Below are 17,241 nucleotides of genomic sequence, written 5' to 3'. Positions count from 1 at the left end.
GTCCTTCACGTAAAGGCACGCCATGCAACCCACCCGCATGCTTCCCAACAGATCGAGGACCTCCGTCCTGGTCTTCCTGCTCCCGCCGCTGCTGCTCTACGGCGCAGCGGTCCTGTTCCCCATCCTCCAGTCCCTGTTCCTGAGCTTCTTCTCCTGGAACGGCATCAGCGATATGGAATTCGTCGGCCTGGCGAACTATGCCCGGATGTTCACCGGTGACGACATCTTCTGGCGGGCCTTCGCGAACGCCCTGGTCTACCTCGCCATCTGCCTGGTCCTGCAGCTCGGCGGCGCCCTGGTGGTGGCCAGCCTCCTCACCTCGCTCCGCCGCGGCCGGGAACTGGTCAAGACCCTCTACCTGCTGCCTGCGGTGATCTCCACGGTGGCCATCGCCTTCCTGTTCGTGCGGATCTACTCGCTGGAACCGGTGGGCCTGCTCAACCAGCTGTTCGCCTGGGTTGGCCTGGGCAGCCTGGAACGCCCCTGGCTTTCGGACGTGAACACGGTGCTGGCCGCCGTCTCGGCGCCTGAGGGCTGGCGCTTCACCGGGCTCTACATGCTCATCATCTACGCGGCGCTGCTCGCGGTGCCCAGGGAACTGGAGGAGGCGGCGGTGCTGGACGGCGCCTCCCGGTGGACCCTGTTCACCAAGATCCGCTTTCCCTACATCCGCCCGGTCTGGATCACCACCACCATCATGGCCACCACCTACGGCCTGCGGGGCTTCGACATCCCCTACCTGATGACCAACGGCGGCCCGGGCCAGTCCTCCGAACTGCTCACCACCTACATGTACAAGACGGCCTTCACCAGCACGGACTTCGGGTACGCGAGCACCATTTCGGTGTTCATCGTGATCGAGTGCCTCGTGGCCGTCGGCCTCATCCTGTTCCTGCTTAAGCGGAAGGCAGACGCATGACCATCCAGGCAGCCCCGCCCACCCGGCCGCCCGCCGTCGTACCTTCCAGGCCTGCCCCGCAGCGCCGCAAGCGCCGACCGGACCTGTTCCGCACCCTCTCCCGTGTGCTGGTCATGCTGATCGTGATCGTGCAGGTGTACCCGCTCGCATGGCTGTTCCTCACCAGCCTGCGCAGCGAGCACGACTTCGCCACCGGGGACCCGTTCGCCCTGCCCAGTTCGCTCACGTGGGAGAACTACGCCAGGGCGTTTGAGACCGGCAACCTGGGACAGAACATCCTCAACAGCTTCGTGGTGACCATGGGCGCCAACGTCCTCATCGTCCTGCTGGGCATGATGGCCGCCTACGCCATCCAGGTGCTGGGGTTCCGGTTCAGCAAACTGGTCCGCGGGCTGTTCCTGATCGGCATTATCGTGCCGGTCCAGATCGCCCTTGTCCCACTGTTCATCGACTACTCGAAGGTGGACCTGCTGGACACCTACCAGTCAATGATCATCCCGCTGGCCGGGTTCTCGCTGCCGATGTCCGTCTACCTGTTCTCCTCGTTCTACGAATACATTCCCAAGGAAACGTACGAGGCCGCGTCGCTGGACGGCGCGGGACCGTACCGGATCTTCGGGCTGATCACGCTGCCGCTGTCCCTGAACACCGTTGTCACAGTGGTGCTGGTCAACAGCATCTTCATCTGGAACGACTTCATCTTCGCCAACACGTTCGTCCTCTCAGAGGAGCTGAAGACCATTCCCTTGGGCCTGCAGAACTACATCGGCGCCATGGGCAAGGTGGACTGGACGGCCACGTTCGCCGCCGTCTGCGTGACCATCACCCCGCTGCTGCTGGTGTTCCTGGTGCTCAACAAGGCCATGATCCAGGGCCTTGAAAGCGGGGCGACCAAGGGATGACAGGCCGGCCGCTGGATATACTCCTGAAGGAGGGCAGATGAGTTCAAAGGAGAATGCCGCGGATAAGTCCGCGGCCGGGCCGGGCAGCCCCTCGCCGAAAGCGCCGGAGCGGGCACACCCTGTCACCCTCCGCGAGGTGGCGGAAGCCGCCGGAGTTTCCACCGCCACCGTGTCCCTGGTGGTCAACAAGAAGAAGGACGCGCGGATCGCCGAGGAAACCCGGCAGCGGGTCAAGGACGCCATCCGGGCGCTGGGCTACCGGCCCAACGCCATGGCGAAGACACTGGTCAGCGGAACCTCGAAGTTCATTGGGCTGGTGGCCGACGGCGTCGCCACCACCCCTTTCGCCGGGCAGATCATCCACGGCGCCCAGGATGAAGCGTGGAAGCATGGCTACGCGCTCCTGATCGCCAACACCGAGGGGAACAGCGAGCTGGAGCGGGACGCCATCAGCATGATGCTGGAGTACAAGGTGCGCGGCATCCTCTACTCCACCTGGTTCCACCGCCAGGCCGATGTCCCCGCGCCGCTGCGGGAAGCGGACTTTGTCCTCGTGAACTGCTTCTCCAGCGAGCAGGGGGCACGCGCGGTGGTCCCGGACGAAGTCCAGGGCGGCCGCTCTGCCACGGAGATCCTGCTGGCCCACGGCCACCGACGGATCGCCTTCATCAACGCCACCATTCCGGCCCCGGCCAAGGACGGGCGGCTGCAGGGGTACCGGGAGGCGCTGGAGAATGCGGGCATCCCGTTCGATCCGGACCTGGTGATGGAGGCGTACCCGGACCAGGAGGGCGGCTACCTGGCGACAGCCGCGCTGCTCAAGCGGGGAGCCTCCGCCGTGTACTGCTACAACGACCGGATGGCGATGGGCCTGTACGACGGCCTGCGCGAACAGGGTCTGTCCATCCCGGGCGACATGGCGGTGGTGGGCTTCGACAACCAGGAGGTCATCGCCGCGCACCTCCGCCCGCCGCTGTCCACGGTGGCGTTGCCGCACTATGAGCTCGGCGCCGCGGGGGTACGGATGCTCCTGGGCATCGATGCTGCCACCGACGGGCCGGCCCGCATCCACTGCCCGCCGGTGGAGCGCGCCTCAGTGCAGGTGCGCACGCACGCTTAGCCCTGGCTCCCGCTCATCGAGTGCGTTGGCTAGGACGTGCGGAGGTGGCGTTCGACGTCGGCCGCTTCCGGGTATGCCGCCTGGGTGCCTTTGCGGGTGGTCGCCAGCGCCGCGGCCACGGAAGCGAACGCGGCGGCATCGGCGAGCGCATCGCCTGCGGCCAGCCGGACGGCCACCGCTCCGGTGAAGGCATCTCCCGCGCCGGTGGTGTCCACCGCGTGCACCTGCGTGGGCTGGACGAAGGTGACGAGCCGTTCAACCGAGTCCAGCACCACGGAACCCTTCGAACCCAGGGTGACCAACACCTGCTGGATCCCGCGCCCGGCGAACCGCTCGCGTACGGCATCCCAGTCGTCGGCGGGCGCGTCCGCCCCCGGAACCGTAGAATCCAGGAACAGCGCGGCCTCGTGGGCGTTCACCAGCAGGACATCCGCCAAGCCGGCCAGGGCGTCGGGGATCTCCGCGTACGGCGAGAGATTCAGCAAAACCTGCGCGCCGGCGTCGTGCCCTGCCTGCGCCGCCGCCAGCACCGTCTCCATGCCGACCTCCAGGCAGAGGCTCACCACGGCGGCGGCCTCCAGGACGTCCGCCGCCTCGGCCACATCGGCCGGGGACAGCGTCCCGTTGGCGCCGGCGGAGATGATGATGTTGTTCTCCCCGCTGGCATCGACGGCGATCACGGCAACACCCGTGGGCTCGATGGACGTGCGCACATGCCCCACGTCCACGCCCGCGCCGGCCACGGAGGTCAGCAGCATGTCGCCGTTGGGGTCGTCGCCTACGGCGCCCACCAGGCTGACGTGCCCGCCCAGCCGGCCCGCAGCCACGGCCTGGTTGGCGCTCTTGCCGCCGGGGTTCACGGCGAACCCGTTGCCGTGCACCGTCTCGCCCGGATGCGGGAGGCGTTCGCAGTAGATGGTCAGGTCGGCGTTCAGGGAGCCGACGACGACGATCCGGCCGGCGCCGGCAGTGGCGGCGCTCATGGGGCTACCTCAGCCTCAACCGGCTTGGGGATCAGCAGCGAGGCCGCGAACGCAGCGACGGTCAGGGCGAGCCCGACGAGTACGACGGTGAGGTAGGAGGCCCTGGCATCGCCGAGTGCCGCCGTCGCCACCAGCACGGCGGGCAGGATGAGGAAGCTCAGGCCCGCGCCGAGGTTGAAGGCGCCGGCGTTCATGCCGGGCAGGAAGCCGGGGTTGCCGGCGGGCGAGAGGACAACGCCGAGTCCGTTGAGCATGATGTTGACCGTACCGGCGTACATGATGCCCAGCAAGACCGTGCCGGCGATCATCATCGGCAGGCTGTCCAGGCCCAGGAACGCGATCACGGCGAGTGCGGCGATGCTGCCCAGCAGGCCGATGCGCAGCACCTTGGTGTAGCCGAGGACGGGCGCCAGCTTGCCGCTCAGCGGGCCCACCACCCAGCCAAGCAGGGCGTACGGGGTGAGGATGACCAGCGACATCTCGGTGGGGCCCACGCCGAACCCGGGAACGGCGGCCTGGACGTAGGCGGGGACGATGCCGTTGATCACGGCGAAAATGCCGGTCATGGTGAGGGTGGTGGTCAGCAGCGGCGCCCAGGTGGAGCGCTGGCGCAGGTGCACGGTCTCCACCATCGGCTGGGCGGCGCGCTGTTCGGTCCGCCAGAAGGCGAAGAAGGCCACTGCGGACACCAGTACCAGCGCCAGGCTGAGCAGCAGCACGCCTGGGTTAAATCCTGCAACGAGCTTGGCGGCCTCGTTCAGGGCGGTCAGCAGCGCGCCGACGGCCACCACGATGAAGAACACGCCCAGCCAGTCCATGCGGGTTCCGGCGGCTGGCCTGCTTTCGGCGGCGAGGAACATGATGAGGGCGGTCGCCGCGGCGGCCAGCACCACCATCAGCCAGAAGATGCTGCGGAAGCCGAAGTGCTCGGCGAAGTAGCCGCCCACGAAGGAGTCCACGCCGGCCACGCCGCCGTTGACAGCCGTGATCAGGCCCATCAGGGTCCCGTACTTGCGGGGGCTGCTGACCGCGGAACGCAGCATGATCAGGCAGAGCGGGACGGTGGGGCCGCTGACGCCCTGGATGATGCGGCCCACGAACAGCCACGTGACGTCCGGGGCGACGGCCGCGATGACGGAGCCGGCCGCCATCAGCACCATCATGCCGACCAGGACCTTCTTGCGGCCCACGATGTCGCTCAGCCGGGGCAGGAACAGGGAGAACAGGGCGGCGGCCGTGAAGAACCAGGTCTGGGAAAGGCCGATGACGGCCTGGTCGGTGTTGAGTTCCTCGCCCATGGTCACCAGGGCGGGGCTGAGCATGGAGGCGTTGAGCTGGAACGCCACGCAGGCCGCCAGCAGGGCAGTCATGAGGGCGGCGATGTTGCCGCGGCCGGTCTTGGTTTCAGCCATGGTTGCGGTCGTCATTTACTTGACCCCTCCGGCGGTGAGCTGGGCACTTTCGGGGCGTACGACGTCGGCCGCGCTGCCTTGGGTTCCCGGCTCACCGATGCGGACCAGCGCGTCCGTGACCAGGTTCCAGAACCGTGCGTGGTCCAGGTCCACCGCCACGCTGGTGTGGCAGTCGGCCGGCGCCGGGGCGCGGAAGTCGGCCACGGTCATGCCGAGGGTCAGTGTGCCCTGCAGTTCAATGTTCACGGGGACCTTGCGGGTGCTGACAATGCTGGGGTCGATGACGTAGGCGACGGCGCAGGGGTCGTGGACGGGCGGGAAGTCGAAGCCCTGGGCGTCCTTGTACGTGTGGGCGAAGAAATCCATCAGCTCGGTGACGAACTTAGCCGGCGTGGTGCCGATGGAGGCGATCCTCTCCACGACGTCAGGGGTGGCCAGCGCCTGGTGGGTGAGGTCCAGTCCGACCATGACCACGGGCCACTTCTCGTTGAAGACGATGTGCGCGGCCTCGGGGTCGATGATGATGTTGAATTCGGCCACGGCGCTCCAGTTGCCCACGTGGTAGCCGCCGCCCATGAGGACGACTTCCTTGACGCGTTCCACGATGCGCGGTTCCTTGCGGGCGGCCATGGCGATGTTGGTGAGGCCGGCGGTGGGGACGAGCGTGACGGTGCCGGGTTCGTGGGCCATGACGGTGTCGATGATGAGGTCGACGGCGTGGCGCGGGTCCAGCGTGATTTTCGACGGCGGGAGTTCGGGGCCGTCCATGCCGCTGTCGCCGTGGATGTCCGGCGCGGTTTCGATGCTGCGGACCAGGGGGCGCTGGCAACCGGCGGCAAAGGGGACACCGGTGATGCCGGCGATGGTGCCGACGGCCACGGCGTTGCGGGTGACTTTTTCGAGGGTCTGGTTGCCCACCACGGTGGTGACGGCCAGCAGTTCGATGTCGGGGTTGCCGTGCGCGAGCAGGAGGGCCACGGCGTCGTCGTGGCCGGGGTCGCAGTCCAGGATGATCTTCCGGGGCTCTTGGCTTTTTGGCGGCTGCGGATTTGGTTCCACGATGGTTCTCCACGTCATTGGGGCCTGCCCGGGCGGCAGGGGTTCAGTATTCCGGAAGCGATCATGGCAGGGTTTTGTGCTCTACGTCAAACGCTTAACGCGCTCCTGGCGTTGCTGCACGTCAAACGCTTGATGCACTGCCGCTCCTGGACAGCCGCGGGGCGACTAGGATCGAAGTATGGATTCCGGGGAACAGGTGCAGCAGCGGGCCCGGCCCCGCCGGATCACCGCGGCCATGGTGGCGGCCCGGGCAGGCGTTTCGGTGGCCACGGTGTCCCTGGTGGCCAACGGCAAGACCGCGGGCCGGGTGTCCGAGGACAACATCTCCCGGGTGCGGGAGGCCATCGCCGAGCTCGGCTACGTGGTGGACGGCATCGGCAGTTCGCTGGCCCGCGGGGTGAGTTCCATTGTCATCCTGGTGGCGCCGGACATTTCCAACCCGTTCTTCGCCAAGGTGATCGGCGGCGTGCGGGAGTCGCTGGGCCCGGACTACCAGCTGTTGCTGTCCGTCACGGATTCCGGCGAGTTCCCCAAGGCCGACGACGTGCGCAAGCTCATGTCCCTGCGGCCGGCAGGGCTGCTGGTGGACGCGCCGAACGCCGGCTTTCTGGCCGACCTCTCCGTGGCCGGGCCGCTGGTCCTGCTGGACGCCCCGGGCCTGGAGAAGTACGCGCCGGCGGTGAACCTGGACGTTGCGCACGGGGCGCGGGAGCTGGCAGCGCACCTGGCCGACGCCGGGCACAGCCGCGTGGCGTATCTGGACAGCATCACGGGAACGGAGACCTTCACCATCCGCCGGGAGGCCTTCCTGGCGGAGGCCGCCGAGCGCGGCATGGCCGTGGACCCCGGACACGTCCCCGCCACCACCATCGACGTCGGTGCTGCCGCGGCTGCCTTCGCCGACGCCTGGCCGGACTGGCAGCGCGCGGGGGTGACCGCCGTCGTCTGCGCCACCGACACCCATGCCTACGGTGTGCTGCAGGAAGCGCGCGTGGAGGGGCTCCGCATTCCCGAGGAGCTGGCCGTGGCGGGCTTTGATGACCTGCCCTACTCGGCCACCAGCAGCCCGGGCCTGACCAGCGTGCACCTGCCCGCAGAGCTGCTGGGACTGAAGGCCGGGGAGCAGCTGCGCCGGCTGATGGAGGGGCAGGCACTGGCGCAGGAAGAATTGACCTTGGAGAGCTCGCTGGTGGTGCGCGGATCCACGGTGGCGGCCGAAACGTAAGGCCTCCTGTCGGACCCCCGCCGTAAGCTGGGATCATGCCGAGTAACTGGGAAAGTCTGGATGCGACGCTGCGCGAGTCGGTGCAGCACAACGTGGAGATCTACGAGCGCGTCCGGCCTGCCCTGAAGCTGGTTACCCGGGATGTCCTGCTGGTCCTGCGCGACATGCTCAAGGACACCGAGGTGACGCCGCTGTTCGTCACCGGACGGACCAAGACGGTGGAATCTTTCAAGGAGAAGATTTCCCGCACCGAGGAGCCGCTGGAGCCGGGCGGGCCGCGGCTGCTGAAGTTCCCGGATCCGTTCCGGACGCTCAATGACATGGTGGGCATCCGCGTGATCACCAAGCTGCCGGCGGAGAATGCCGCGGTGGCCAACATCATCAAGCGCCAGCGGCAGCTGTTCGACTGCCGCGGCGACCGGGAGAAGGACATTGGGTCCATCGAGTCCGGCACGTACGGGTACTCGAGCCGGCACCTGATCCTGCGGACCATCCAGAACGAGGCCGTGAAGGAGTACCAGCAGGTCTTTAACCCGGACCTGCAGCCCAACGGCAGCTACTTTTTCGAGTGCCAGATCCGCACCATCTTCGCCCACGCGTGGAGCGAAATTGAGCACGACATCCGCTTCAAGGCCGAGGACCCCAGGGCCTGGACGCCGCACTTCGACCGGCAGTTCACTGCCACCGCGGCAATGCTGGAGACGGTGGAGTCAGCGTTCGCGGACCTGCACGAACGGTACGAGGAAGTGCGAAGCTTCTGGGATACGGAGGGTGAGGGCGCGGCCCCTCTCACGCCGAACCGGATCCGGGACGTGTGGCGCACACTGCTCCCGCACGTGGACCGCAAGGTGGACGACGACTGGGGCTGGGCCGCCGAACTCCTGGCCGCCCACGGGCTCAACCAGACGGTACAGCTGGCCGGTTTGCTCAGCGCCAACCGCATCACAGAGGTTCGCAAAGCCCTGGACCACCGCTACTCCCCCGGCCCGGACCGGCTGATGGATGACCTGCTGCTGTGGCAGTACGGCACCAAGCACATCGACCTCACCGCCGAACCGGCCGACGCCGTCCCGCACCCGCGGCGCGACAGCCTCCTGCGGCGGCTGCGGCAGATCGAGCGGTACCGGCTGACGAAGAAGTAGGCTACCCCGCTTCGTGGCCGCGGCGGAACGCCGCCACGACGGCGGCGAGGTCGTCCCCGCCGTGCCCGGCAGCGAGCGCATCGGCATACAGTCCCGAGACTGCCTGCATGAGGTCCGGGCGGGCTCCGGACTGCTCCATCGCTTCGAGGATGAGCTGGGTGTCCTTCGCGGCACCTTCGAGGGGGAAGCTGGCGGCGAGGTTGCCGCCGAGCATGGCCCGGCCCTTCGTCTGCGCGTACTGGCTGTCCGAGGCACCGCCGGCGATGGTGTCCAGGAAGAGCTGGGGGTCCAGGCCGAGGCGTGCGGCGAGGTCGATGGACTGCGCTGCGGCCGCGACGAGGGAGACCACCCAGGCGTTCGCCACCAGCTTGAGCCGGTGCCCGTCGCCCGGGCGCTCACCTACCCAGACGGTGCGTGCAGCGATGGCCTCGAAGACCGGTTCAAGAGCGGCGCGTACCCGGCCTGGCCCGGCCGCAAAAATGATGAGCTTGCCCTCCTCCGCGGGCTGCTTGGTGCCCATGACGGGCGCGTCGACGAACTCGATGCCGGCAGCAGCTGCCTGGGCGGCGAGCCGCTCCGTTGCCTCCAGGCCGAGTGTCCCGCTCTGCACCCATACTGATCCTTTCGGCATGGCGGGCAACGCCTCCCCCATGACCTCTGTGACCGCGTTCTCGTCGAAGAGCATGGTCAGGACAACATCCGCCCCTTGGACGGCCTGGGCGGCAGAGCCTGCAATCGTGGCCCCTGCATCTGCCAGCGGCTCGGCCCGGTCCCTGTTGCGGTTCCAGACCCGCACATCGAAGTCCGCGTTGGCGAGGTTGCGCGCCATGCCGGCGCCCATTATCCCGGTTCCCAGGACGGCCACAGTGGTTGTCATGAGCTTCTCCCTATAGATGTCAGACCTTGCGCGACGGGAACGGCGACGGTGTACCGCATTCACGTTGGCCCGCCGCACCAAATTTCGACTCAGCTTGCCAGACCCGGCTCTAGAAAGCCGATATTTGGCCTTATGTAAAGCTGATGGCTGCGTATTGCATCGGATGCATCATTCGGTCTTCTCACCGGACTGCCGCCGCCCGGGTCAGGCTCCCATAAATTTAGCCTTCGCACTCGATGCAGTACGACTGGCCATTGGCTTCGCGTGCGAGCTGTGACCGGTGGCGGACGAGAAAGCAGGATGAGCAGGTGAACTCGTCCGCACCTTGCGGGATCACTTGGACGATGAGTTCCTCGGAGACGATTTCCCCGCCGGGAGTCAGCCCTTCATCGAGGGCGTCGGCTTCGTCGAGTTCGGTGACGACGCTGCGGGCATCCGGAGCGCTGGCGGATTTCAGAGCCTCCAGGGAGCTGTCCTGGGATTCCTTGACGTCGGAACGGACTTCGTCGTAATCGGCTGCCACTCGGTGGTCCTCATTTCAGTTATTCGGCGGGTGTTTCCTGACCAGAGAGCAACCTACACCACCCTGACGGTATTCCCGTCCAAGAATCCAGCCACCCTTCCCCCGGGGCGGGCCTGTTCCCGCTTCGGGCGGGTCTTGACGTGTCCGCGGGTAGGCCTGACACTCGTTCTCACACGCCCACAGTTTGGAGCCTGCCGTGAATGGTCAGCGTATCGGCTACGTGCGGGTCAGCACCCTTGACCAGAACGAGCAGCGCCAGCTCGAGGGGCTTGCCCTTGACCGGGTTTTCACCGACAAGGCTTCCGGCAGGGACACCGCGCGGCCGCAGCTGACCGAGATGCTCAGGTTCGTCCGGGAGGGCGACGCTGTCGTCGTTCACAGCATGGACCGGCTCGCCCGAAACCTCGATGACTTGCGCGCCCTGGTGCAGGGACTCACCAAGCGCGGAGTGCGGGTGGAGTTCCTCAAAGAACAGCTCGTATTCACCGGCGAAGACTCCCCTATGGCCAACCTCATGCTCTCCGTCATGGGTGCCTTCGCCGAATTCGAGCGTTCCTTGATTCGGGAACGGCAACGCGAAGGCATCGCCGTGGCCCAGCAACGCGGCGCCTACAAAGGCAGAAAGAAGACCCTGACACCCGAGCGCGCCGCCGAGCTGGTGGAGCGCGCCGGCAATGGCATTCCGAAGGTCGTTCTCGCCCGCGATTACGGCATCAGCAGGGAAACGGTCTACCAGTACATCCGCCACGCCACACAGGAATGACCCCGTCCACTACCCTGGGGCACAGCGTTGACCTGCGCCCACTTATGGGGCGCCGGACGTTAAGGCAGGCGCTCCCGGCCAACCCCAAGTTTCACCCTGCAGGGTTGCCGGGACTTCGGCCACCCGCTATTTGGCCGGGGTTTCGGCATTTTCTGGCGCTCCGGCTGGACAGAGTGAAGTCCCCGGTCTTTGCCGGCCTCCACAGGGCATAATGCAATTCCGCTCTAGCTGGCTGGTTCAGTGCACGAAGAGCGGCAAACTCCTCCAGCCGCGGCTCGACTCTAACTGCTTCAGGCTCAGGCCCGCGAACCCCTCCCCCATGTGCAGGACCTAAGACATAAATTCTCAAATCAAGTCATGATCCCGCTACGACCGACACAAGACGTGCCGGCGCCGCTGCTGTCCGAATGCAGGGGTATTCCTCAGATCGCCGGCCTTATAAAACGCCCGGTATCGGCGTTTTGCTAAGGCTAGGAAAGGACCAAGGGACTGCCGGAACAGTGCTCAAGTTTTACTGTGGTCAGGGAGGCACGTATAGCGCCCGCGCGATGGAACACGTCATCCATCTGGCAAGACGCAGACGGACCTTTCCAAGCTCAGAATTCAGGCCTGCTACCCGGGCACAGACGATCCTGGCCTGGTTTGTCCCTCCCCTTGCCCCATAGGCGCGTTTATAGGGCGACGAGAACTGTCGGGATTAGGATTGGATAAGTTTGGCGGGAGCGCCAAGTAATGAGTGGCGGGTGTCAGAATCTGACGCCGCAAGGGGGATGGCATGGGTGAATACTCGAGTGCACTAGTCGGTTTTGCCGTTCTTAGAGCCAACTACAATGCTGAAGCACCGAGTTACGTTGACAACTTCCGAGGCTTTGTTCTTGGTGTTCTTGCCGAAAATGAACCGAAGCCACTAACTCGCGAGGCTGTCGCCTCCGAAATAAGCGAGAGTTTCGGCATTCGTATCCCAGACCTAGTAGTCGGAAAGATTCTCAAACGAGCAAAACACACCAAGCATATCGATGGTGACGAAACTGGGTACGTTCTCACGAAACTGGGACTTAAAACTGCCCCTGCCGTTCGAGGCCTGCGAGATAAGTACCTCCGCCAGCAGCGAGAACTCGAGGATCGTTTTGTCAAATTCGTGAACTCCGAATTCCCGGAACATCGAGACATATTGGCCGCCCCTGTGGCCGAGGAGCTTGGCAAGTATCTGGAACGTCATGCGGTTCCCCTGATAGCTAGCTCGGTCAAAGGGAGGGGTATCGCCAAGCCGCTGCTTGATCATCAAACTCCGGGTTTTGAGTATGTGATCGCGCGCTTTGTTGCTCACCTCCATGAACGAGATGATGTGGGGTTTTCGTACATCGAGGAATCCGCAAAGGGAGCCATCCTGGCGGCGGTCGTCATGCTGGACACGTCTTCCTTCCGGAACTCCCTCGGCTCCCTTTCGATATACCTCGATACGCCAGTGCTGATTGACCTGCTTGGCTATTCCGGCGCAGCCTCTATGCGCGCAACAAGTCAGTTGATCGAACTCGCGCAGGCTCAGGGAGCTTCGTTGAAAGTCTTCGAGCACTCTCTGAGGGAACTGGACGGAGTCCTCCAAAGCGCCGAAAACTACTCGCGCAGCGCCGGACGACGGGAGGCGCGTCGGATTGATCTTCACTTTCAGGAACAAGGTTGGAACGCGGCCGACATCGTCCTAGCTCGTCAATCTGTACCTGATGCCATCAAAGCCATCGGCATAGAGACGCTCACAAAGCCGGACAACTACCGTCAATACGGCTTAGATGAAGAAAAGCTTGAAAAGTCTCTTCAGGACGTAGTCCATTACAAATCTGAAAATACTCGCCGATATGACGTCGAGAGCCTCTCCGCCATCCATCGCCTTCGAAAGGGAAGCTCTCGCGGAACCCTTGATCGTTGCGGGGCCGTGCTGCTGACGGATAACGCTGAATTGGTCCGAGCCGTTCAACTTTTGGAAGACGAACGTCACGACTGGCCGCTAGCAATGACAGACTCCGCTTTGGCTGGCATCCTCTGGGCCCGTAGCCCGGCAGTCGCGACAGATCTTCCTCGACAGATGGTCCTTGCTGCCGCATACGCCGGTATGCAGCCAGACGCGCACCTATGGTCGCGTTACGTCGATGAAGTAGGAGTTTTGGAAGGGAGAGGCGGTGTCAGTGCTGACGATGCCATCGTCCTTCGCTCCACCTCAGTTGGGCGCAACGCTCTCATGGAGGAAACGCTCGGCATCGACGCAGAAATGACCTCTGAATCGCCGCTCGCGGTGCTCGAACGCATCCGCAGCGAGATTAAGGAGCCGGTCCTGGAACAGCTCCGAGCTCGTCAAAGTAGTGAAGCACTCGCTACGACGTCAGCCGATAATGCCGCCGCAGCCTGGATGAAGACCAGTGAAGAAGTCGATCGTCTCGCTGGCGAACTTCAGAAGCAAAAGGAAACCAATGAATCCCTCGAGATAGAACTAGAGAACCGGCGCAGGATGGAGTCCGGGCGCCGGGCGGCTCTCAAAAAGCATGCCGAAGGACGCGCCAAGCTCCTGACTAAGGTCATTCTCTGGTGTATCTCGGGTCCCTTGATAGCGTTGGTCGCCCTCAAACTTATAGATCCTCCCTGGCTCAAGGACATGCCGGACTGGCTTGGATGGGCCATAGGTGTTGCAGCTGTGGTTGCTGCAGTTCTAGCCATTCTCGACTCGCTCGGGCAAGGCACTGTGACCCAGTGGCTCGCGCCGGCTGAACGACGGCTAGCTGCCCGAATCGAATCCAAAGAGTTGCAAAAGGTCTCTCTCGATTCAGCGCCGAGCGAGGATCGAGAAGAGCTACGCTCATCCAGTGGCTGAGGCAGTGCAGTCAGTCACCTTACGGCTTCCTGAAGTGGAACCTCGCTAGCTTTACAGAATCTCCATTATCGGCGTTCGGTCACCTGTTATTGCGGGTGTGATTTGTTGTGCGTTCTAACCGTTGAAACAATGTGTCATCCGTGGCAGCATGGAGACATGACAGCAGTTGCAGGAGCTCGCGGAGGTCTGAAAGCCCACCAGGATTCCATCAGGTTGCCCGAGGCCGAGCTGGTCCGCGACCTCAGGGACATCCTGGGAGCGAAACTGGTCGCCTACATCGGCTCGGTGAAAGAAACCCGCGCCGTACGCCAGTGGGCCGACGGTGAGCGGAAGCCCTCCGCAGAAGTCATGACCCGGCTGCGGCACGCGTATCATGTCGCGGCGTTGCTGGCCGAGCGCGACTCCCGGACCGTGGTTCAGGCCTGGTTCCAGGGCATGAACCCGCAGCTGGACGACGTACCGCCGGCGAGGCTGCTGCGTGAAGGCCTTATCGACGAAGCCGCACAATCTGTCCTTGCCGCTGCCCGGGCCTTCGCGGCCGCCGGCTGACGGATGGAGCAGAACGAACTAGCCATCATTCCGGCGGCCGGCACTGTATGGCGCATCGGGTTCCGCCCCGAACCCTGGGCGTGGAGCGGCTGGGAATGGGCCACGGACGGCCGCTTCCCCGGCCGTTGGGACGACCTGCACGGCAACTTCCGCACTGTCTACGCCGGCTCCAGCCTGAAAGCATGCCTCCTGGAGGTCCTGGCCGGTTTCCGGCGCGATGCCCGGCTCGCCGCGGAACTGGACGAAATCGTCGATGACGCCGAAGACCAGGTGCTGTACCCGACCATCCCACCAGGCGAAGTTCCGCGTGAATGGCTGGAGGCACGCGCCGCGACCCGCGCCGAGCTCTCCGGGGGTTACTGCGCCGTCACCGCCTCGCAAACCGTGGCCGCCCTGTATCCGCATTTCATCGCCACGGCTTTGAGTCTCGGGCTGGCTGACTTTGATACCGCGGCGTTGAAGGATGCCAGACCTCGGCAGCTGACCCAGGCCATCGCAGCATGGCTCTACGAAACAACAGCGGTCGACGGGGTTACCTTCGCCTCCCGGCACGGCGATGACCTTCGCTTGTGGGCCGTTTTTGAGCGGCCCGGGGATCCCCCAGTCAGCCCCAAACTTGGCCGAACCCAGATAGTCGACGTCCACCATGAAGCTGCACGACCGGCCGAGATCTCCGCGACCGTGGCTATGAGATCGAGCAGTGCATTTTCGTCGTTCTCGACCCGTTTCGAGAACAGCACCGCACCTGTCTGATCGATCACTACACAATGATGAGTCTCTTTTGCCCGAGTCGATTCCTGCCCAGTAAGCCGGCATATTCAGTCCCCTTCGATCAGCTCCAATTTCGGTTAGCCCTGTCGATAACTCTGCCGACACGTCCTTACCCAACGATCAATGTCGTAATTCTCAATCAGCGGTCGAGTCATACCCGCCACCCGAGGGTGATCGAAACACTACGACAGCTCCGAAATCACCACAACAACACCGTAAGGAGGGGGATTTAATCATTGGAAAAGGTGGCCGGTCTGCCATTGGCACCTTAGTCGAGCGGACAACCCGTTTTATTGTCCTCGTGCATCTGGCGGGCAACCGCGGTGCAGAAAATCTCCGCGACCGGCTGGCAGCCACAATGGGTTCACTTCCCGCCCATCTCCGGCGTTCCTTGACGTGGGACTAGGGCACTGAAATGGCCTGCCATCAAGATTTCACCCGGCGCACACTCATTCCCATCTACTTCTGCGACCCCGCCAGTCCCTGGCAGCGAGGTTCGAACGAGAACACCAACGGCCTGCTCCGGCAGTACTTCCCGAAAGGCACAGACTTGAGTGTCCACAGCTCAGAACATCTTTTCAAGGTTGCTGCTGAGCTCACTCAACCGCCGCCCACGCGAGATCCTAGGCTGGCAGAGTCCTCTAGAACGTCTGGCTAGACTGTCTTCATCCGCGGTAGAACCATATTGTTGCAACTGTGATTCCGCCGCCAGCGAAATGGGTCACTTTTCGACCATCGCTGACAGCTCCTCAGCAGGCAAATTTCATTGCCTGCGATAATCATGCCCGACTGTTCAAGTGGCGGCCCATGCATGAACTTTAGCCTTATCCGGCAGCATCCAGTCGCGTGAGAATCTGCCTCTGTTAGGAAGCTCGACCGATGGCTACGGGGGTTGAACGGTCTGCTGTTGGCAGAATACCCTTGGCTTCTAGGAAGCTCTGAAAAAGTTGCCTAGCTTCGTCATCAATTTTACCCGTGGAGTCGCCGGCAAGGCATGCGGTGGCCTGAACGAGGGTTTGAAGGTTTTCACTCGGAGTACCCAACCTGAGTGCTAGTGCCAGGTACTGTGCGGCACCGAGCCAAACGTCATCCCGGAAGTATCGGTAGTTCAAGGACGGCGGGGACTGTGTCTTAGCAAAGGACGGAAAATTCGTTAGACACTCGGCGATCGTGGTCCCGTGCATGCCCTGTCCACCGTAGAAGCGCAACATCCACTCACGAAGACCTAGCCTAGTTGCGCCGAGAGCCTTTGCAATCTCAACTCGTTCGTCATCCAACCCCTGGAGGAACTTCCCGGCGCCTTCGGACACGCCCTGTCTGTAGAAAAGAAATGGCTCCCCATTCTCGATGCGCGCCGCGTTAAGCACAACCAGTCCGGGGTGAATCATGTGGTTGGTATTGGACAAGGATGTCGTAATAAGGTCACTTGCTTCGATATTCGGAAAATAGGCAACGTAGTCGCGCAGCATTTTGCGCGTCAGGTCATCATCAAAAGAAGCAAAAGGCAGGTCTCCTTTAACCGCTCCTAGCCGAAAACTCTGTCCATCCGGAGAGCGTCGGCCTCCAGCTATAAAGCCGGTAACTTCTGCGATCTGCGGGACGGGGAGTTCCCACTCTCTGAACCACGCCTCAACGCGCAGGACACCTGCGAATCCTCCAGGCGCCAACAACACGCGTTTCCCCGCGATTTTCTCTCGGAAGTTATGCAGCACTTTTTTAAGCGAGGCATGCTCGGAAACGATAACAAAGAGATCCGTGTCGTCAGGTATTCCAAGTTGAAGCCGAACCGTTCCTGATACGCCTGTGTAGTCAAGTATTTTCGGTCCATCATGTGTGAGTGAGGGGGTACTTATCCCCACAGCCTCACCTGAGCTGGATGAGGCATAGATTGCGTGGGCTATCGCCTGGGCGTCGCCGATAACAGACAGCACGGGCTACTCCCCCATTCCGTTTGCCAGGACGGGCAATGGTCCCAGCAGCGCTGGCACGGCCTCGATTGTTCCTCTTGTCATTGGCGTGTCTCCTAGATTCACTGGACTTGTCCAGCGGCTGCGATAAAAGTCGAATACGGCACAGGGGAACCCGAGGAAGGGCTGCATCCATCCGTTGCGCTGCTCTTGGTTCGAAAGCAGTCGC

The 17,241-nt window shown here is 63.7% G+C and carries 15 protein-coding genes and 2 pseudogenes; 10 read left to right on the top strand and 7 right to left on the bottom strand.

Annotated elements, in window-relative coordinates; genetic code table 11:
* Positions 1-37 precede the first annotated feature (37 nt).
* The 3 genes from AC3IMC_RS10265 to AC3IMC_RS10255 are packed head-to-tail and all read left to right on the top strand — an operon-like array spanning position 38 to position 2,941.
* The gene (locus tag AC3IMC_RS10265; RefSeq protein ID WP_490918688.1) at positions 38-919 is read left to right on the top strand and encodes a carbohydrate ABC transporter permease; all 882 of its coding nucleotides are present in this window, start codon (positions 38-40) and stop codon (positions 917-919) included.
* Positions 916-1,821 carry a carbohydrate ABC transporter permease gene (locus tag AC3IMC_RS10260; RefSeq protein WP_490918439.1) on the top strand — a complete coding sequence of 302 codons (906 nt, stop codon included), beginning with the start codon at positions 916-918 and terminating at the stop codon, positions 1,819-1,821. The genes AC3IMC_RS10265 and AC3IMC_RS10260 overlap by 4 nt, the downstream gene beginning before the upstream one ends.
* 37 nt (positions 1,822-1,858) lie before the next feature.
* A complete protein-coding gene (locus tag AC3IMC_RS10255) occupies positions 1,859-2,941 on the top strand; it encodes a LacI family DNA-binding transcriptional regulator (protein WP_490918437.1) in 1,083 nt (360 codons plus the stop codon).
* A gap of 29 nt (positions 2,942-2,970) precedes the next feature.
* Here the strand turns inward: AC3IMC_RS10255 and AC3IMC_RS10250 are convergent, their stop codons facing one another.
* From AC3IMC_RS10250 to uriH, 3 genes are read right to left on the bottom strand one after another with little or no spacing between them, the layout of a single operon-like run.
* A complete protein-coding gene (locus AC3IMC_RS10250; RefSeq protein ID WP_490918435.1) occupies positions 2,971-3,924 on the bottom strand; it encodes a ribokinase in 954 nt (317 codons plus the stop codon).
* Positions 3,921-5,351, bottom strand: coding sequence for a uridine transporter UriT (uriT, locus tag AC3IMC_RS10245; RefSeq protein ID WP_490918433.1), 1,431 nt, complete (start codon positions 5,349-5,351; stop codon positions 3,921-3,923). The genes AC3IMC_RS10250 and uriT overlap by 4 nt, the downstream gene beginning before the upstream one ends.
* Complete coding sequence (gene uriH / locus AC3IMC_RS10240) at positions 5,352-6,413, bottom strand: uridine-preferring nucleoside hydrolase UriH (protein WP_490918431.1); 1,062 nt, start codon at positions 6,411-6,413, stop codon at positions 5,352-5,354. It lies immediately after the preceding gene.
* Positions 6,414-6,573: 160 nt separating this feature from the next.
* On the opposite strand from uriH, the gene AC3IMC_RS10235 reads away from it, so the two are divergent.
* The gene (locus AC3IMC_RS10235) at positions 6,574-7,620 is read left to right on the top strand and encodes a LacI family DNA-binding transcriptional regulator (RefSeq protein WP_490918429.1); all 1,047 of its coding nucleotides are present in this window, start codon (positions 6,574-6,576) and stop codon (positions 7,618-7,620) included.
* Between the two features lie 35 nt (positions 7,621-7,655).
* Positions 7,656-8,762 (top strand): GTP pyrophosphokinase, encoded by a 1,107-nt coding sequence (locus tag AC3IMC_RS10230; RefSeq protein ID WP_473694478.1) that lies wholly within the window; start codon positions 7,656-7,658, stop codon positions 8,760-8,762.
* 1 nt (position 8,763) lies between these two features.
* Here AC3IMC_RS10230 and AC3IMC_RS10225 read toward each other — a convergent pair whose 3' ends face one another.
* Together AC3IMC_RS10225 and AC3IMC_RS10220 are read right to left on the bottom strand one after the other, a co-directional pair.
* Entirely contained in the window at positions 8,764-9,702 is a 939-nt protein-coding gene (locus tag AC3IMC_RS10225; RefSeq protein ID WP_490918427.1) for an NAD(P)-dependent oxidoreductase, read from the bottom strand.
* A 157-nt stretch (positions 9,703-9,859) separates the two neighbouring features.
* Entirely contained in the window at positions 9,860-10,162 is a 303-nt protein-coding gene (locus AC3IMC_RS10220; RefSeq protein WP_490918425.1) for a DUF4193 domain-containing protein, read from the bottom strand.
* A 196-nt stretch (positions 10,163-10,358) separates the two neighbouring features.
* Here AC3IMC_RS10220 and AC3IMC_RS10215 point away from each other — a divergent pair, with 196 nt between their 5' ends.
* The 4 genes and pseudogenes from AC3IMC_RS10215 to AC3IMC_RS10200 form a co-directional block, all read left to right on the top strand.
* A complete protein-coding gene (locus AC3IMC_RS10215; RefSeq protein WP_490918423.1) occupies positions 10,359-10,925 on the top strand; it encodes a recombinase family protein in 567 nt (188 codons plus the stop codon).
* A gap of 775 nt (positions 10,926-11,700) precedes the next feature.
* Entirely contained in the window at positions 11,701-13,785 is a 2,085-nt protein-coding gene (locus AC3IMC_RS10210) for a hypothetical protein (protein WP_490918422.1), read from the top strand.
* A 156-nt stretch (positions 13,786-13,941) separates the two neighbouring features.
* The gene (locus tag AC3IMC_RS10205) at positions 13,942-14,334 is read left to right on the top strand and encodes a hypothetical protein (protein ID WP_243541680.1); all 393 of its coding nucleotides are present in this window, start codon (positions 13,942-13,944) and stop codon (positions 14,332-14,334) included.
* Positions 14,335-14,337: 3 nt separating this feature from the next.
* A pseudogene (locus tag AC3IMC_RS10200) lies at positions 14,338-14,907 on the top strand (RES domain-containing protein); the annotation flags it as partial.
* Here the strand turns inward: AC3IMC_RS10200 and AC3IMC_RS10195 are convergent.
* Positions 14,841-15,074, bottom strand: a complete 234-nt coding sequence (locus tag AC3IMC_RS10195) for a hypothetical protein (protein ID WP_490918687.1) — start codon at positions 15,072-15,074, stop codon at positions 14,841-14,843. The pseudogene AC3IMC_RS10200 and the gene AC3IMC_RS10195 overlap by 67 nt on opposite strands.
* 251 nt (positions 15,075-15,325) lie before the next feature.
* Between AC3IMC_RS10195 and AC3IMC_RS10190 the strand changes: the two are divergent.
* Positions 15,326-15,767, top strand: a pseudogene (locus tag AC3IMC_RS10190) (IS30 family transposase); the annotation flags it as partial.
* A 201-nt stretch (positions 15,768-15,968) separates the two neighbouring features.
* On the opposite strand, the gene AC3IMC_RS10185 reads toward AC3IMC_RS10190, so the two are convergent.
* Positions 15,969-17,036 (bottom strand): NAD/NADP octopine/nopaline dehydrogenase family protein, encoded by a 1,068-nt coding sequence (locus tag AC3IMC_RS10185; RefSeq protein ID WP_490918421.1) that lies wholly within the window; start codon positions 17,034-17,036, stop codon positions 15,969-15,971.
* Positions 17,037-17,241 lie beyond the last annotated feature (205 nt).

The organism is Arthrobacter sp. E70 (assembly GCF_058266945.1).
The sequence above is the reverse complement of the archived record's forward strand: the minus strand, read 5'-3'. Positions and strand labels throughout refer to the sequence as shown.

Coding starts and splice junctions, on each gene's coding strand:
- AC3IMC_RS10210 (WP_490918422.1), top strand. CDS start 11,701: ATGGGTGAATACTCGAGTGCACTAGTCGGTTTTGCCGTTCTTAGAGCC.
- AC3IMC_RS10255 (WP_490918437.1), top strand. CDS start 1,859: ATGAGTTCAAAGGAGAATGCCGCGGATAAGTCCGCGGCCGGGCCGGGC.
- uriH (WP_490918431.1), bottom strand. CDS start 6,413: ATGACGTGGAGAACCATCGTGGAACCAAATCCGCAGCCGCCAAAAAGC.
- AC3IMC_RS10230 (WP_473694478.1), top strand. CDS start 7,656: ATGCCGAGTAACTGGGAAAGTCTGGATGCGACGCTGCGCGAGTCGGTG.
- uriT (WP_490918433.1), bottom strand. CDS start 5,351: ATGACGACCGCAACCATGGCTGAAACCAAGACCGGCCGCGGCAACATC.
- AC3IMC_RS10250 (WP_490918435.1), bottom strand. CDS start 3,924: ATGAGCGCCGCCACTGCCGGCGCCGGCCGGATCGTCGTCGTCGGCTCC.
- AC3IMC_RS10260 (WP_490918439.1), top strand. CDS start 916: ATGACCATCCAGGCAGCCCCGCCCACCCGGCCGCCCGCCGTCGTACCT.
- AC3IMC_RS10205 (WP_243541680.1), top strand. CDS start 13,942: ATGACAGCAGTTGCAGGAGCTCGCGGAGGTCTGAAAGCCCACCAGGAT.
- AC3IMC_RS10235 (WP_490918429.1), top strand. CDS start 6,574: ATGGATTCCGGGGAACAGGTGCAGCAGCGGGCCCGGCCCCGCCGGATC.
- AC3IMC_RS10265 (WP_490918688.1), top strand. CDS start 38: ATGCTTCCCAACAGATCGAGGACCTCCGTCCTGGTCTTCCTGCTCCCG.